We start from the raw sequence: 18,244 nt of genomic DNA on the forward strand, positions 1-18,244 counted from the left end.
AAGAAAAAAGTATTCGACGAGCGACGGGGGCGACAACCCCTAGGTGACCCCTAGGTACCGCACATCAGCGACACAGGCCGACGACCTGCGCATTGTTCACCGTTATTCCCGATTTCCATTTCCGGAAAAGCATAGCGCGAACAATTGTTTTCACGATTTCCCCGCGGGCGAATTCCCGGAGGAATTCGCCCGCGGGAACGCCCTCACCTGCCGAGCTCGTTGTTGATGAACGCGAAGATCTCGTCGTCCGAGGCATCGTCCAGCAGGTCGGCGACCGCCGTCTCCTCCGCGGTGTCGCCGTCGCCGGTCAACCTCGCCAGCGCGGCGTTCAGCCGGGCGGTGACCGAGCCGAGCACCTCCGGGTCGGCCGCCAGCCGTGCCAGGGTGGCGTCGAGCTGGTCCAGCTGCCCGAACAGGCTGTCCACGCCCGAGTCTTCGCCGGACCCCAGCTGTGCCAGCAGGTAGTCGGCCAGCACCGCGGGCTTCGGGTAGTCGAAGACCAGCGTGGCGGGCAACGTGAGCCCGGTGGCGGCCCGCAGCTGGTTGCGCAGATCCACCGCGGTCAGCGAGTCGAACCCCAGCTCGCGGAACGCCCGGCCCGGTTCGATCGCCTCGGGGCCGCCGTACCCGAGCACCGTCGCCGCTTCGGCCCGCACCAGTTCGAGCACGGTCCTGGACCGCTCGGCCGGTTCCAGCCCGGCCAGCTTGTCGCGGAGGCCTGCCGAGCTGTCTTCGTCCACCACGGCAGTGTCCTCGACAAGCTCGCGGACCTCAGGCAGGCCGGTGAGCAGCCGGCTCGGCCGCCGCGTGGTGAACACCGGCGCGAACCGGTTCCAGTCCACATCGGCGACGGTCACCGTGACGTCTTCCCGCGCCTGCTCCAGCGCGGTCAGCGCGCGCTCCGGGTCCAGTGCCCGCAAGCCCCGCTTCGCCAGGCCCTCGCCTGCCTCGCCCTCGGCCATGCCGCCGCCCGCCCAGGGACCCCAGGCGACCGCCAGCCCCGGGAGCCCGTCGGCGCGCCGCTGCTCGATCAGGGCGTCGAGGAACGCGTTCGCGGCCGCGTAACCGCTCTGCCCGCCGCTTCCCCAGGTGGCCGCGATCGACGAGAACACCACGAAGTCGGAGAGCGGCCTTTCCCTCGTGAGCTCGTGCAGGTTCACCGCACCGTCGACCTTCGCGGAGATCACCGCCGCGAACTCCGCCTCGGTGCAGTCCGGCAACGCCGTCGACTGCGCCAGCCCCGCGGCGTGCACGACGACCGAGAGATCCGGCAGACCGTCGAGCAGGGTGGCCGTCGCTGCCCGGTCCGCGACGTCGCAGGCGGCCAGGGTGACCTCGGCGCCGAGGTCCCGCAGCTCGGCCGCCAGCTCCTCGGCACCGGGGGACTCCGCGCCACGGCGGCTCACCAGTACCAGGTGGCCGGCGCCACGCCGGGCGAGCAACCGGGCGACGTGCCCGCCGAGAGCGCCCGTGCCGCCGGTCACCAGCGCCGTACCGGAAACCCGCCAAGGCCCGGAAACCGCCGGAGAGGCAGGCGTCAGCCGCCGGGCGAACACGCCGCCGGGCCGCACCGCCACCTGATCCTCGGTCCCGTCGGCCAGCAACCCGAGCAAGGTGGTCACCGTGTCGTCGCCGAAGTCGGCGGGCAGGTCGACGACGCCACCCCACACCTCGGGCCGCTCCAGTGCCACAACCCGGCCCAGGCCCCACACCAGCGCCTGCTCCGGAGCGTCCGCCCGGTCCGCCGGGCCGGTGGACACCGCCCCCTGGGTGACGGCCCACACCTTGCCCGCACTCTCGATGTCCACCATCGCCTGCACCAGGGCCAACGTGGCGGTGGCGTCCAAAAAGGACAGTACGCCGTCCGCGCCGGCTTCGGTGAGCCTCGCGGCCCAGCCGTCACGGCCGGTCACGCCGGAGATCAGCTCGGCGTCCAGTGCGGTGGCGAGCGCGGTCGCCGCCTGGTCGGTGGCCTCGCAGGCCACCACCCACCGGCCCGGCGGCCTGCCACCGGTGGCGGTGACCGGCGTCCAGCCGACGCGGTAGCGCCAGCCCTGGACCACGGAGGACTCCCGCTGCCCGCGCCGCCAGGCGGAGAGCGCCGGCAGCACACTGCTCAGCGACTGGTCGCCACTCGCCGCCGTCAGGCCGGTCAGCGATTCGAGATCCCCGGTGTCCACCGCCGCCCAGAACCGCTCGTCCACCGCGTCCGCCGCGACCTGGCCGGATACGGCGGGGGAAACCCAGTACCGGTCCCGCCGGAACGGATAAGTGGGCAGGTCGACCCGGTCGCCCTCGACGAACGCGGACCAGTTCACCGCCGCGCCGTGGGCGTAGAGCGCCGCGACGGCCGTCACGGCGGTCCGCGCCTCCGGCCGGTCGCCACGCAGCACCGGTACGAACAGCGGTTCCCCGTCGGGCAGACAGCCTTGTGCCATCGCGGTCAGCACGCCGTCCGGCCCGAGTTCCACGAACTTCGTCACCCCCTCGGCGGCCAGTGTCGCCACCCCGTCGGCGAAGCGCACGGCCTCGCGGACGTGCGAAACCCAGTAAGCGGGCGTGGCCAGCTCGCCGCCGAGCGAGCCGGTCACGTTGGACACCACCGGGATCTCGGGCTCGTGGAAGTCGATCGTGTCGAGGACGCGGGCGAACTCTTCGAGCATCGGCTCCATCAGCGAGGAGTGGAACGCGTGGCTCACCACCAGCCGCTTGGTCTTGCGGCCCTGTCCGGCGAACTCACCGGCCACTTCGGAAACCGCGGCGTCGGCGCCGGAGAGCACCACGGACCGCGGGCCGTTGATCGCGGCGATGTCGACCGCGCCCCCGCCCGCCTCCAGCAGGGCCCGTACCTCGTCCTCGGTCGCCTCGACGGCGACCATCGCTCCCCCGCCGTCGGTACCCGAAGGCAGTGCCTGCATCAGCCTGCCGCGCGCGGCCACCAGTTTGCAGGCGTCCGCCAGCGAGAACACCCCGGACACATGGGCCGCGACGAGTTCCCCGACGGAGTGCCCCAGCAGGAAATCGGGCCGCACCCCCCACGACTCCAGCAGGCGGAAGAGCGCGGTTTCGAGGGCGAACAGGGCCGCCTGGGTGTACTCCGTCCGGTTCAGCGAAGCGGGATCGCTCAGCATCACCTCGAGCAGCGGCAGGTCCAGGTACCGGTCGAACTCCGCGCAGACCTCGGCGAGCGCCTCCGCGAACACCGGGAACTCCGTGCTCAGCTCGCGGCCCATCCCCGGCCGCTGTGAACCCTGCCCGGTGCACAGGAACGCGGTCCGGCCGGTGGAGACCACACCGCGGGCGATCCCGGGCGCCGAGCCACCTTCGGCGACGACGTCGAGCGCCCGCACCAACTCGGCCCGGTCCCCGCCGATCACCACGGCGCGATGGTCCATCGCGGACCGGTGGGCGGCCAGCGAGAAGGCGACGTCCGCGACCTCGGGCGCACCGGACTCCACAAAGGACTTGAGTTCGGCGGCCCTCGCCCGCAGCGCGGACTCGTCACGGGCGGAGAGCACCCATGGCACGGCGGCCGACGGTTCGGACGGCACGGCGGGCGCCGACGCCGGGACCGGCGGAGCCTGTTCGAGAATGGTGTGGGCGTTGGTCCCGCTGATCCCGAACGACGAGACCGCCGCGCGCCGGGGACGTCCGTTCTCCTCCCACGGCCGGGCCTCGGTCAGCAGCGACACCGCACCGGCCGACCAGTCCACCTGCGAGGTGGGCTCGTCCACGTGCAGCGTCTTCGGCAGCAGGCCGTGCCGCATCGCCATGACGGCCTTGATGATCCCGGCGACGCCCGCCGCGGCCTGCGTGTGGCCGATGTTGGACTTCACCGAGCCCAGCCACAGCGGCTGCTCCCGGTCCTGCCCGTAGGTCGCCAGCAGCGCTTGCGCCTCGATCGGGTCGCCCAGCGCGGTGCCTGTGCCGTGCGCCTCCACCATGTCCACATCGGACGGTGAGAGCCCCGCACTCGTCAGCGCCGCGCGGATCACCCGCTGCTGCGAAGGTCCGTTGGGCGCGGTCAACCCGTTCGACGCGCCGTCGGAGTTGATCGCGCTCCCGCGCACCAGCGCCAGCACGGGATGACCGTGGCGTTCGGCGTCCGACAGCCGCTCCACGAGCAGCATCCCGACGCCCTCGCCCCAGCCGGTGCCGTTCGCGCCCTCGGCGAACGCCTTGCACCGGCCGTCACCCGCGAGCCCGCCCTGCGCGGAGAACTCCACGAACGCGCCCGGCGTCGACATCACCGTGACCCCGCCTGCCAGCGCCAGCTCGCACTCCCCGGCGCGCAGGGCCTGCACGGCCCAGTGCAGCGCGACCAGCGACGACGAGCACGCCGTGTCGACGGTGACCGCCGGTCCCTCCAGCCCCAGCGCGTAGGCGACGCGGCCGGACATCACGCTGGCCGAGTTGCCGGTGCCGCGGTAGCCCTCGAGGTTCTCCTCGGCCTCCAGCACCAGCGTCAGGTAGTCCTGGCCGTTGGAGCCGACGAACACCCCGGTCCGGCTGCCCCGCACGGACTCCGGGTCGACCCCGGCCCGTTCGAAGGCCTCCCACGAGGTCTCCAGCACCAACCGCTGCTGCGGGTCCATCCCCAGCGCCTCCCTCGGGGAGATCCCGAAGAACGCCGGATCGAACTCACTGGCGCCGTGCAGGAACGCGCCCTCCTTGGCGTCGGAGGACCCGTCGCCAGAGTGGTGCAGCCGGTCCAGATCCCAGCCGCGATCGGTGGGGAAACCGCCGACGGCGTCACGGCCGTCGGCGATCAGGCTCCAGAACTGCTCCGGCGAGCGGACCCCGCCGGGGAACCGGCAGCCGATGCCGACGATCGCGATCGGCTCGTCGGCCCGTCCGGTGACCACGGCGGGTTCGGCCACGGCCGCGGTGTCGCCGACGAGTTCGGCGCACAGCCAGGCCGACAGCACCGACGGCGTCGGGTAGTCGAAGACGAGACTGCTCGGCAGCGGCAGCCCGGTGGCGGCCTCCAAGGAGTTCCGCAGCTCCACCGCGGTCAGGGAGTCGAACCCGAGGTCGCGGAAGGCCCGGTCGGGCGCCACCGAGTCCCGTCCGGGATATCCGAGCACTGCGGCGGCTTCGGCCCGCACGAGGTCCATCAGCACGGTTTCCTGCCGCGACCGGGAAAGCCCGGCGAGCTTGCCGTCGAGCAACCCCGGCGCCGCTTCGGCCGGTTCCCCGGTTCCGGCGATCGCCGCCTCCGGCAACTCGGCCAGCAGCCGGGCGGTACGGGTGCCGCTGAACAACGGCGCGAACCGGGCCCAGTCCACGTCGGCCACGATCACCGACGGCCGCCCGGCGGCCACACTGACCCCGAGTGCCTGCACCGCCAGCTCGGGTTCCATCCCCGGCAGGCCGAGCGCGCCGAGTCCGGCGGCGACCCCGGCGGCCATCCCGTCGCCCGCCCACGGACCCCACGCGATGGCGGTGCCCGGCAGGCCGTCGGCGTGGCGCTGCTCCATCAACGCGTCGAGGTGGGCGTTCGCGGCGGCGTACGCCGCCTGCCCGGCACTCCCCACCGCACCGGCGAAGGCCGAGAAGACCACGAAGGCGTCCAGGTCACCGGTCAGCTCGTGCAGGATCCGCGCACCCTCCACTTTGGACTTCAAAACCGCGTCGACTCGTTCGGCCGTCAAGCTGTCCAGCATGCCGTCGTCGAGTACCCCGGCGGTGTGCACCACGGCGGACACCGGGTGCTCGCGCAGCAGAGCGGCCACGGCTTCCCGGTCGGTGACGTCGCAGGCGGCGATGGTCACCTCGGCGCCGAGCGCGCGGAGTTCGGCTTCCAGCGCCGCGCTCCCCGGGGCGGCGGGGCCACGGCGGCTGGTCAGCACGAGGTGGCGGGCACCGCCCTCGGCGGCCCAGCGGGCGACCCGCGCGCCCAGCGCGCCGGTGCCGCCGGTGACCAGCACGGTCCCGCTCGGCCGCCAGCCGGTCTCCACCGGATCGGCGGCCCGGACCAGCCGCCGGGCGAAGACCCCGGACGGCCGGATCGCGAGCTGGTCCTCGGCCCCGGCCAGCGCGCCGAGCACCTGGGCGAAGGTCCGGTCGTCGGCCTTGGCCGGCAGGTCGAGGAGACCGCCCCAGCGCGCCGGTTGCTCGAGCCCGGCCACCCGGCCGAGACCCCAGGTCTGTGCCTGCGCGGGATCCGCGACGCGGTCCGACGGTCCCGTCGACACCGCGCCCCGGGTGAGCGCCCAGCAGGGCGCGGTGATCCCCGCGTCGTTCAGCGCCTGGACGAACGCGATGGACGTGAGCACCCCCTCGCCCGCCAAGCTCAGCAACGAGACCACGCCGGTCAGTCCCTCACCGGCGTTGCGAAGGCTGTCGGCGAGGGTTTCGCGATCGGTTTCGGTCAGGCCGAAGGGCACCGCGTGCGCACCCAGCGCCGACAGCAGGCCGCTGACGGCTTCATCGTCCTGAAGTCCTTCGGGGAACGCGACCAGCCACCGGCCGGACGGCGGACCGGCGGGCTGGGACACCGGCCGCCAGTCCGCCCGGTACCGCCAGGAGTCCACAGTGGACTTTTCGGTGCCACGCCGTCGCCACGCGGACAACGCGGGCAGCACCGTCGCGAGTTCCTCCTCGCCGACCCGCAACGAGGCGGCCACCGCCGCGGTGTCCTCACGGTCCACCGCTTCCCAGAACGCCGGGTCGCCGTCTCCCCGGCCCGCCGGGGCGGGTGCGGCGGCGGTCAGCCAATACCGCTCCCGCTGGAAGGCGTAGGTCGGCAGCTCCGGCCGGGCACCGCCGACGACACTGCTCCAGCGAACGTCCACGCCCCGCACGTGCAGCCGGGCGAGCGCGGTCACCGCGGTGCGCACCTCGGGCCGGTCCCGGTGCGACAGCGGGATGAAGTCCATCCCGGTGGCGTCGGGCAGGCAGTCCCGCGCGGCCGTGCTGAGCGTGCTGTCCGGGCCGGCCTCCAGGAAGGTCGTGACCCCGAGGCCGTGCAGCGTCCGCACGCCGTCGGCGAACCGGACGGCCTGGCGTACGTGCGCCAGCCAATAGCCAGGCGAGGCGAGGTCGTCGGTGACCGCGCCGGTCAGGTTCGACACCACGGGGATCTCCGCGACACCGAACGTCAGGGTCTCCAGCACCGCGCGGAACTCGGGCAGCATCGGCTCCATCAGCGGGGAATGGAACGCGTGGCTGACCCGGAGGCGCTTGGTCCGGTGGCCCCGCTCCGCGAGCTCGGCCGCGACGCGCAGTACCACCTCTTCCGTGCCGGACAGCACCGCGGCGCGGGGGCCGTTCACCGCGGCGATGCCGGCGTGCTCCTCGGCTCCGCTCAGCAGCGGCAGGATCTCGTCTTCGGTGGCCTCCACGGCCACCATCGCCCCGCCGGACGGCAAGGCCTGCATGAGCTTCCCGCGGGCGGCCACCAGTTTGCAGGCGTCCGTGAGCGAAAGCACCCCGGACACGTGCGCGGCGGCGATCTCGCCGACGGAGTGCCCCATCAGGTAGTCCGGCCGCACTCCCCAGGACTCGGCGAGCCGGAACAGCGCGACCTCGACGGCGAACAACGCCGCCTGAGCGTGCATGGTCTGGTCCAGCAGGTCGCCACCGGCGTACGTCACCTCGGCCACCGACCCGCCGAGCAGCTCGTCCAGCCCCGCGCAGACCAGCCCGAAGTGCTCGGCGAACACCGGGAACTCCGCGGCCAGTTCGCGGCCCATGCCCAGGCGCTGCGAACCCTGCCCGGTGAACAGGAAGGCGACCTTGCCCTTGCCCTGTTCCCCGCGCACCACCCCGGCGGCGGACTCGCCCGCGGCCAGGACGTCGAGGGCGCGCGCGAGTTCGGCACGGTCGCCGCCGAGCACCACCGACCGGTACGGCAGTGCCGACCGTCCGGTGGCGAGGACGTTGGCGACGTCCGCCGGTGCCGCCGTCAGATCGTCCACAATGGACCGGAGCCGGACCGCCTGTGCCCGCAGGGCTTGCTCACTCTTGGCGGAGAGAACCCACGGCACCACCGAGGGCGAACGCGCGGGCTCCGGTGCCGCCGCCGGCGGCGCCTGCTCCAGGATGATGTGCGCGTTCGTGCCGCTGATACCGAACGAAGACACCCCGGCGCGACGCGGCCGGCCGTCGTCCGGCCAGTCGCGGGCTTCGGTCAGCAGGGAGACAGCGCCCGCCGACCAGTCGACCCGGGAGGTCGGCTCCGCGGCGTGCAGGGTCTTCGGGAGCGAACCGTGCCGCATCGCCATGACCATCTTGATGACGCCCGCGACGCCCGCCGCGGCCTGCGTGTGGCCGAGGTTGGACTTCACCGAACCCAGCCACAACGGCTGATCCCGGTCCTGGCCGTAGGTCGCCAACAACGCCTGCGCCTCGATCGGGTCACCCAGCGCGGTACCCGTACCGTGCGCCTCGACAGCGTCCACATCGGACGGTGCCAGACCCGCACTCGCCAAAGCCTCACGGATCACCCGCTGCTGGGACGGACCGTTCGGTGCCGTCAGCCCGTTCGACGCGCCATCGGAGTTGATCGCGCTCCCGCGCACCACCGCCAGGACCCGGTGGCCGTGACGCTCGGCGTCCGACAGCCGCTCCACGAGCAGCATCCCGGCACCTTCACCCCAGCCGGTGCCGTCCGCGCCCTCGGAGAACGCCTTGCAGCGGCCGTCCGCGGCCAGCCCGCCCTGCGCGCTGAACCCTTCGAACGCGGTCGGCGTCGACATGATGGTCACCCCGCCGGCGAGCGCCAGCTCGCACTCCCCCTGCCGGAGCGCTTGCGCGGCCCAGTGCAGCGCGACCAGCGACGACGAGCAGGCGGTGTCCACCGTGACCGCCGGGCCTTCCAGCCCGAAGGAGTAGGCGACCCGGCCCGACACCACGCTCGGCGTGGTGCCGATCATGAGGTGGCTCTCCACGGCGTCCGGCAGGTCTCCCGCCCCGACGCCGTAACCCTGCGGGCCCGCGCCGACGAATACTCCGGTCCGGCTGCCCCTCAGCGTCGAGACGTCGATACCGGCGTGCTCGAACGCCTCCCAGGAGGTCTCCAGCAGGATCCGCTGCTGCGGATCCATCGCCAGCGCCTCACGCGGGGAGATCCCGAAGAACTCGGCGTCGAACCCGGCCGCGTCGTGGAGGAACCCGCCCTCGTGGGCGTAACCGGCGTCCGGCTGCCAGCCGCGATCGGTGGGGAAGGCGGAGACCGCGTCGCCGCCTTCGGCCAGCAGCGCCCACAGGTCCGACGGCGAGGCGACCCCGCCGGGGAACCGGCAGCCGATGCCCACGATGGCGATCGGCTCGTCGGTCACCGTGGCCGTCCTGCTCACCGCGGTGGTGGCGGCCGTGGTGCCGCCGGACAGTTCGGTGCGCAGGTACCCGGCCAGCGCCTCGGGTGTCGGATAGTCGAACACGAGGGTCGCGGTGAGCTTGAGCGCGGTCGCCTCGGTCAGGCGATCGCGCAGCTCGACGGCGGTGAGCGAGTCGAAGCCCAGTTCGCGGAACGACGAACCGGCGGAAACGGCGTCGGGACCGGCGTAACCGAGCACGGCGGCGGCCTCGGTGCGGACCAGGTCCAGCAAGAACTCCTGGCGGGCGGCTTCGGGCAGTGCCCGCACCCGCGTGGAGAGCGCCGACTCGGCCGGTTCGGCGACGGTGCCGGCCTCGGTCACGGCCGCCAGCAGCGGACTGGGCCGGTGCGCGGTGAACACCGGGACGAACCGCGGCCAGTCGACGTCCGCGACGGTGACGGTGACCTCGTCGTGGTCGAGCGCGTACCCGAGCGCCGCGGTGGCCAGCTCCGGCGCCAGCCCGGTCAGGCCGAGCCGCTGCAGCTGCGCCCCGGCCTCGCCGGCGGCCATGCCGTCGCCCGCCCACGGGCCCCACGCCACCGACGTGCCGCTGAGCCCCTGGCCCCGGCGCAGTTCCACCAGCGCGTCGAGGTAGGCGTTGGCCGCGGCGTAACCGCTTTGCCCCGCACTGCCCCAGGTGGCGGCGATCGAGGAGAAGACCACGAAGGCGTCCAGGTCCCCGGCGAGTTCGTGCAGGTGGCGAGCACCCGCCACCTTGGCGGCCACCACCTCGGCGAACTCGGCGGGATCGGTGTCGGCCAGCGCGGTCAGCTGCGGCACACCCGCCGCGTGCACGACCGCCCGCACCGGGGTGCCGTCGTCGGCGAGCCCGCGCAGGAGCCCCTCCACCGCGGCGCGGTCGGCGACGTCGCAGGCGGCCAGCGTGACCGCGCTGCCGAGCGCGCGGAGTTCGTCGGCGAGTTCGGCCGCGCCTTCGGCCCGCGCGCCGCGACGACCGCAGAGCACCAGGTGTTCGGCGCCGCGGCCGGCGAGCCACCGGGCCACCTGGGCACCGAGCGCGCCGGTGCCGCCGGTGACCAGCACGGTGCCCGACGGCCGCCAGACCGGTGCCTCCTCGCCGGACGGCGCCGCGCGGACGAGCCTGCGGGTGAAGCGTCCCGACGGCCGGACCGCGACCTGGTCCTCGGTTCCGCCGAGCAGCGACATCGCCTCGGCGGCCAGTGGACTCCCGTCGGCGGGAAGGTCGATGATCCCGCCCCAGACGGCGGGCAGTTCGAGCGCGGCGACCCTGGCGATACCCCACAGCTGCGCGGCGACCGGGTCGGGCGGCCCATCGGCCGGGGACACCGAGACCGCGCCCCTGGTCACCGCCCAGATCCTCGTATCGAGCCCCGACAGCGCTTGGAACAGCACCAGGGATCCGGCGACACCCCAGTCGGCGAGGCCGAGCAGGGACACCACACCGTCCGGGGCGTGTTCGCGCAGCACACCCGCGAGGGCTTCGCGGTCAAGTTCGGCCGGGGTCAGGCGCACCGTCCGGGCGCCGGGCAGGGCGGCCACGACGGCCAGTGCCGGCTCCGTCGTCTCATATCCACTGGGAAGCACCACGAGCCAGGAGCCGGACGGGGCGTTTTCGCCGCCGGACAACGGTTCCCAGGCGATCCGGTAGCGCCAGCCCGCGGTCTCGGCGAGGTCGGACCGGCGACGGTGCCAAGCCGAGAGCGAAGGCAGCAGCGAACGCAGCGGCTCGCGGTCCTCGCCGCGGATCTGAAGGGTCGCGGCCAGCGAGTCGAGGTCGGCCCGCTCCACCGCCTCCCAGAACCGGGCGTCGACGGGCTCGCCCGCGTGGCCTGCCGCGGCCGGGGTGTCGAGCCAGAACCGCTCCCGCTGGAAGGCGTAGGTCGGGAGATCGACAAGGCCCGCGCCGGGGTAGATCGCGGCCCAATCCGGTGTCCGCCCGCGAACCTGCAGCCCGGCGAGCGCGGCGAACAGCGAGTTCCCCTCGGGCCGGTCCTTGCGCAGCACCGGCAGGTACGTGACGTCCGGCAGGGTTTCCTTCGCCATCGCGGACAGCACGCCGTCCGGTCCCAGCTCGACCACCGTCGAGATACCCCGGTCCCGCAGCACGGCGACGCCGTCGGCGAACCGCACGGCCTGACGGACATGGGCGAGCCAGTATTCGACGCCCAGCGCGGTCGCCGGTTCGCCCGTCACGTTGGACACCACGGGAATGGTGGGCTCGCCGAAGTGCAGCCCTCGCAGCACTTCGGCGAAGTCTTCGAGCATCGGTTCCATCAACGGCGAGTGGAAGGCATGGCTCACCCGCAGGCGCCGGGTCTTGCGCCCGGTCGCCGCGAGCCGCGCGACCACGGCGTCGACGTCGGTTTCGGCTCCGGAGACCACAGTGGACAGTGGGCCGTTGAGCGCGGCGATGCCCACGTCGCCGGAGAGCAGGGCGAGCACCTCGGTCTCGGTCGCTTCGAGCGCCGCCATGGCGCCCCCGGAGGGAAGTGCCTGCATCAGCCTGCCGCGAGCGGCAACCAGCTTGCACGCGTCCGCGAGCGACAGCACCCCGGACACGTGCGCGGCGGCGATCTCACCGACCGAGTGGCCGAGGAGGACGTCCGGCCGGATGCCGAAGGACTCGGTGAGGCGGAACAGCGCGACCTCGACGGCGAACAGCGCGACCTGGGTGTAGCCGGTCTGGTCGAGCAGATCCGCCTCCGGTGTCCCGGCGGCGGCGAAAACCACTTCGCGCAGCGGGCGGTCGAGCAGGCCGTCGACGTTCTCGCACACCTCGTCGAACGCCTTCGCGAAGACGGGGAAACGCTGGTACAGCTCACGACCCATGCCCGGCCGCTGCGCGCCCTGTCCGGTGAAGAGGAAGGCGCCCCCGCCCGGCGCGGCCGAGCCGCGGATCACCTGCGCCGACGACTTGGCCTCCGCGAGCGCGTCCAGACCGGCCAGCAGCTCGTCACGGTCGGCGCCGAGGACCACGGCCCGCTCGTCCAGTGCCGATCGGGTCACGGCGAGCGAATACGCGGTGGCCACGAGGTCTTCCGCGTCGGTCACGTTCTCGCGGAGCCTGCTCGCCTGCGCCCTCAGTCCGTCCGGTGTCTTGCCGGACAGCGGCAGAGCGAGGAGACCTGGGAGATCCGGCCGCTCCGGCACGGTCTCGGCCAGGACCTCGGCGGGCGCCTGTTCGAGCACGGTGTGCGCGTTGGTACCGCTCAGGCCGAACGAGGAGACCCCGGCCCGGCGCGGACGGCCGGTTTCGGGCCAGGCCCGCGTCCGGTCCACCACGGAAACCCGGCCCGCCGACCAGTCGACGTGCGGGCTGGGCCCGTCGAAGTGCAGCGTGCGCGGCAGCGTGCCGTGCCGCAGGGCGAGCACCGTCTTGATCACGCCCGCCACGCCCGCCGCCGCCTGGGTGTGACCGATATTGGACTTCACCGCGCCGAGCAGCAACGGCTCCTCGCGGTCCTGCCCGTAGGTGGCGAGCAGTGCCTGCGCTTCGATCGGGTCGCCCAGTTCGGTACCGGTGCCGTGTGTTTCGACAACGTCCACTTCGGACGGTCGCAGCCCCGCGTTCGCCAGCGCGGCGCGGATCACGCGCTGCTGCGAGGGACCGTTCGGCGCGGTGAACCCGTTCGAGGCGCCGTCGGAGTTGACCGCGCTGCCGCGGACGACGGCCAGGATCCGGCGGCCGTGCCGGCGGGCGTCGGACAGCCGCTCCACCAGGAGCATGCCCACGCCTTCACCCCAGCCGGTGCCGTCGGCGGCGGCCGCGAAAGGTTTGCAACGGCCGTCCGCGGCGAGTCCGCCCTGTGCGCTGAACTCGGCGAAGGCGCTCGGTGTCGACATGACCGTCACGCCGCCGACCAGCGCCATCTCGCATTCGCCGCCACGAAGTGCCTGCGTCGCGAGATGCAGCGCCACGAGCGACGACGAGCAGGCGGTGTCGACGGTGACCGCCGGGCCTTCCAGCCCGAAGGTGTAGGCCACCCGGCCGGACAGCACGCTGGCGGAGTTGCCGGTACCCAGGTATCCCTCGGTCTCCTCGCCGCCCTGGTCCACCAGCGCGACGTAATCCTGGCCGTTGGTACCGGCGAACACGCCGATCCGCTTGCCACGGACCGAATCCGGCGCGATGCGGGCACGTTCGAAGGCCTCCCACGAGGTCTCCAGCAGCAGCCGCTGCTGCGGGTCCATCGCCAGCGCCTCGCGCGGGGAGATCCCGAAGAAGCGGGGCTCGAATCCGGCGACGTCATCGAGGAAGGCGCCGTTCAGCGCGGTGGAGGCACCCGTCCGGAGCGGGCCGAGGTCCCAGCCGCGGTCGGCGGGGAAGCCGGTCATCGCGTCGCGGCCGTCGACGAGCAGCTGCCAGAAGTCCTCCGGGGTCGCGACCCCGCCGGGGAACCGGCAGGCCATCGCGACGATCGCGATGGGCTCGTCGGTGACGGCGGGCGCGGCGACCGCCGTGGGGGTTTCCGCCTCGGCGCCGAGAAGTCCCGCCAGCAGATGCGCGGCGAGCGCGGCGGGGGTCGGATAGTCGAAAACCAGGCTGCTCGGCAGTTTCAGACCGGTCGCGGTGGCGATCCGGTTGCGCAGCTCGACCGCGGTCAGTGAGTCGAAACCGAGCTCGCGGAAGGCGCTGCCCGAGTCCACCAGCGCCGGATCGGGATACCCGAGGACCGCGGCGGCTTCGGTGCGGACGGTGGCGAGCACGACGCGTTCCCGCTCGGCCGGATCGAGACCGGCGACGCGGGCGGCCAGCCCGGTGAGGCGGGGCCCGGTCTCCTCGGGCACCGGCGCGAGTTCGGCCAGCAGCGGGCTGGGCCGTCCGGCGCGGAACGCAGGCGCGAACCTGTCCCAGTCCACATCGGCCACCACGGTGACCGCCCTGTCTCCCCCGGCGGCCCGGCCGAGCGCTTCGAGCGCGACGTCCGGAGCCATCGACGGCAGCCCCAGCGCGTCGAGACCGCCCGCCGCGCGGGCGGCCATCCCGGCCCCGGCCCAGGGGCCCCAGGCGATCGCGGTGGCGGGCAGGCCATCGGCACGCCGCTGCTCGGCTAGGGCGTCGAGCACGGCGTTCGCGGCCGCGTAGTTCCCCTGCCCCGCGCTGCCGATCGTGCCCGCGAAGGCGGAGAACAGGACGAACGCGTCGAGGTCGAGGTCGCGGGTGAGTTCGTGCAGGTGGAGGGCCGCGTCCGCCTTGCCGGACAGCACGGCGGCGAGGCGGTCTGCGGTCAGGCTGTCGAGCACACCGTCGTCGAGGATCCCGGCGGTGTGGACGACCGCGGTCAGCGTTCCCGCGGTGGCGACGAGTTCCGCCACCGCGGCGCGGTCGGCGACGTCGCAGGCCAGGATCGTGACCTCGGCGCCGAGGTCACGGAGTTCCGCCGTCAGCTCGGCGGCGCCCGGCGCGTCCGGCCCCCGGCGGCCGGCGAGCACGAGCCGGTCGGCTCCGGCGGTCGCGGCCCAGCGGGCCACCTGCGCGCCGAGCGCGCCCGTGCCGCCGGTGATCAGGACGGTGCCCCGAGGCTGCCACGACCGGTCGGTTCCCGTGGTCACGGCGGCTTTGACCAGCCTGCGGGCGAACACACCCGACGGCCGGATCGCGAGCTGGTCCTCTGTGCCGCCCAGGACGGCCAGTGTGTGCCTAAGTGTCTGTTCGTCGTCTTCGGCGGGCAGGTCGAGCAGCCCGCCCCAGCGGTCGGGGTGTTCCAGCGCGGCCACCCGGCCGAGGCCCCAGAGCTGAGCCTCTTCCGGCCGGGCAACCCGGTCGGCCGGTTCGACGGACACCGCCTGCCGGGTCGCCGCCCAGAGCGGCGCTTCGAACCCGGCGTCGCCGAGTGCCTGCAGGAGCACCAAGGTGCCCGCACCATCCATTCTGGACAGTACGCCGGTGAACCCGGCCAGGTCCGCGAGGCGGGCGGCCAGCTCCGCGCGGTCCGGGGTGCCGGTGAGGACCAGCACCTCGGCGCGGTCACCGAAGGCCGCCAGCAACCGCGTGTCCTGGTGCGGCTCGGGCAGCACCACCAGCCAGCGGCCGTCGGGATCGGCGGGGTCCGTGGGGGTCAGCGGCCGCCAGTCGATCTCGTAGGCCCAGGAGTCCGCCTCGGCTTCCTGCCGCCGACGGTGCCGCCACGCCGCCAGTGCGGGCAGTGCGGCGCGCAGTGGCTGGTCGGCGTCGACGGAGAACGTGGTGGCGATCGATTCGACGTCGTCCCGTTCGACGGCCGCCCAGAACTCCGCGTCGATCGGGTCGGCACCGGCCCCAGTCTCGGCCGCGTCGGCCGGATCGAACCAGTACCGCTCGTGCTGGAAGGCGTAGGTGGGCAGCTCGACGCGGTTCCCGGTGACCAGCGCGGTCCAGTCCACCTCGGTGCCCCGGGTGTGGAGCGCGCCCAGCGCGGTGATCGCGGTGCGGACCTCGGGCCGGTCGGCCCGCAGGATCGGCGCGAACAGGGCGTCCGACTCCGGCAGGCAGCCTTGCGCCAGCCCGCTCAGCACCCCATCGGGGCCCAGTTCGAGAAAGGACGTCACACCCTGTGCGGCAAGGATTCCTACGCCGTCGGCGAAGCGCACTGCCTGACGAACGTGATCGAGCCAGTATTGCGGTGAAGCGAGGTCCGCGGCGAGACCACCGGACACAGTGGACACCACCGGGATCTGCGGTGCAGCGAACGTGATGCTCTCAAGAACCTCGGCGAACTCGGCGAGCATCGGCTCCATCAACGGCGAATGGAACGCATGACTCACCTCAAGACGCTTCGTCTTACGCCCCTTAGCCGCGAACTCTTCCGCAATCCGGGTAACCACAGGTTCAGCACCGGAGATCACTACCGAGTTCGGACCGTTCACGGCCGCGATCCCGAACTCGGACGTCGGCGTGAACTCGCCTTCGGTCGCCTCGATCGCGACCATCACCCCACCAGCGGGCAACGCCTGCATCAGGCGACCACGAGCCGACACCAACTTGCCCGCGTCCTCCAGAGAGAACACCCCAGCAACATGCGCAGCCGCGATCTCACCAATCGAATGACCCAACAGGAAATCGGGACGCACACCCCACGACTCGACAAGCCGATACAACGCAACCTCAAGAGCGAACAACGCCGGTTGCGCAAACTCAGTCCGCCCGAGATCCCCTAGAGGCGGCAGGAACTCACACGCCGCATCAAACGCCTCAGCGAAAACAGGGAACTCCGCATACAGCTCCGCCCCCATACCCACCCGCTGCGAACCCTGACCCGCGAACAAAAACGCCGAACGGCCACGGGAAACCGCCCCGGTGACCACGGAAGACGTCGAAGTTCCCGCTGCCAGCGCCGTCAACCCGGCCGTCAGGTCGTCCCCGAGCACCACGGCGCGATGCTCCAGAGCCGTGCGGGTGGCCACCAGGGAGAAAGCCACATCGACGAGGTCCGCCCCACTGTCCACAACGGACAGGAGTCGGTCGGCCTGTGCCCGCAGGGCTGCCGGGGTCTTGCCGGACAGCACGAAAGGCACCACCGACGGCGCGGTGGGCTCGACCCGCACGGCGTCGTCCGCCGGGGCCTGTTCCAGCACCGCGTGCGCGTTGGTGCCGCTGAAGCCGAAGGACGAGACCCCCGCCCGCCGCGGGCGCCCGGTTTCCGGCCAGGGCGTGGCTTCCGTGAGCAGCTCCACCGAACCGGCCGTCCAGTCCACCCTGGACGAAGGCGTGTCCACGTGCAGCGACTTGGGCAGCACTCCGTGCCGCATCGCCATGACCATCTTGATCACGCCCGCCACCCCGGCGGCGGCCTGCGTGTGACCGATGTTCGACTTCACCGCGCCGAGCCACAACGGCCGCTCACGGTCCTGGCCATACGTCGCCAGCAAGGCTTGCGCCTCGATGGGGTCACCCAGCGAGGTCCCCGTGCCGTGCGCCTCCACAACGTCCACTTCGGACGCGGTGAGCGCGGCGTTGGCCAGCGCGGCCCGGATCACCCGGCGCTGCGAAGGGCCGTTCGGCGCGGTCAGCCCGTTGGAAGCGCCGTCCTGGTTCACCGCCGATCCCCGCACCACGGCCAGGACCTGGTGTCCCGCGCGCCGGGCGTCCGACAGCCGCTCCACCAGCAGCACACCGGCGCCCTCTCCCCAGCCGGTGCCGTCGGCGGCTTCGGCGAACGGCTTGCACCGGCCGTCCACCGCGAGGCCACGCTGACGGCTGAAGTCCAGGAACGCCGCCGGGGTGGACATGATGGTGACTCCGGCGGCCAGCGCCAGGTCGCACTCGCCGTTGCGCAGTGCCTGCACCGCGAGGTGCAGCGCCACGAGCGACGAGGAACAGGCGGTGTCGACGGTGACCGCCGGACCTTCCAGCCCGAACGTGTAGGCCACCCGGCCGGACAGCACCGCGGCCGCGTTCCCGGTGCCGAGGAAGCCTTCCAGCTCGTCCGGGCCGTTCTCGAGCAACGAGACGTAGTCCTGGTTGTTGGTACCGGCGAACACGCCGGTCCGGGTGCCCTTCACCGAAGGGAGGGCGATGCCCGCGCGTTCGAAGGCCTCCCACGAGGTCTCCAGCAGCAGCCGCTGCTGGGGGTCCATCGCCAGCGCCTCACGCGGGGAAATGCCGAACAGTCCGGGGTCGAACTGCCCGGCTTCGTGGACGAACGCGCCTTCGCGGGCGTAACTGGTGCCCGCGTGGTCCGGGTCCGGGTGGTAAAGCTCGGCCAGCTTCCAGCCGCGGTCGGCGGGGAAACCGCCGACCGCGTCGGTCCCGTCGGCGAGCAGCCGCCAGAGGTCTTCCGGCGAAGCGACCCCGCCGGGGTACCGGCAGGCCATGCCCACGATGGCGATCGGCTCACGCGCGGCGTCCAGCAGGCGCTGGTTCTGTTCGCGCAGCCTGCCGGTCTCCTTGAGCGACGCCCTCAGCGCATCGACGACTTTTTCGGAAGGCGTACCCATCATCATCCCCATCTGGCCGTGTC

At 72.9% G+C, this 18,244-nt stretch carries 1 protein-coding gene; it reads right to left on the bottom strand.

What is annotated here, in order from left to right:
- Window positions 1-203: 203 nt before the first annotated feature.
- Entirely contained in the window at window positions 204-18,221 is an 18,018-nt protein-coding gene (locus SD37_RS26650) for a type I polyketide synthase (protein ID WP_083255320.1), read from the bottom strand.
- Window positions 18,222-18,244: the final 23 nt, after the last annotated feature.

The organism is Amycolatopsis orientalis (assembly GCF_000943515.2).
In the GTDB taxonomy this organism is placed as follows: Bacteria; Actinomycetota; Actinomycetes; order Mycobacteriales; family Pseudonocardiaceae; genus Amycolatopsis; species Amycolatopsis orientalis.

Coding starts and splice junctions, on each gene's coding strand:
- SD37_RS26650 (WP_083255320.1), bottom strand. CDS start 18,221: ATGGGTACGCCTTCCGAAAAAGTCGTCGATGCGCTGAGGGCGTCGCTC.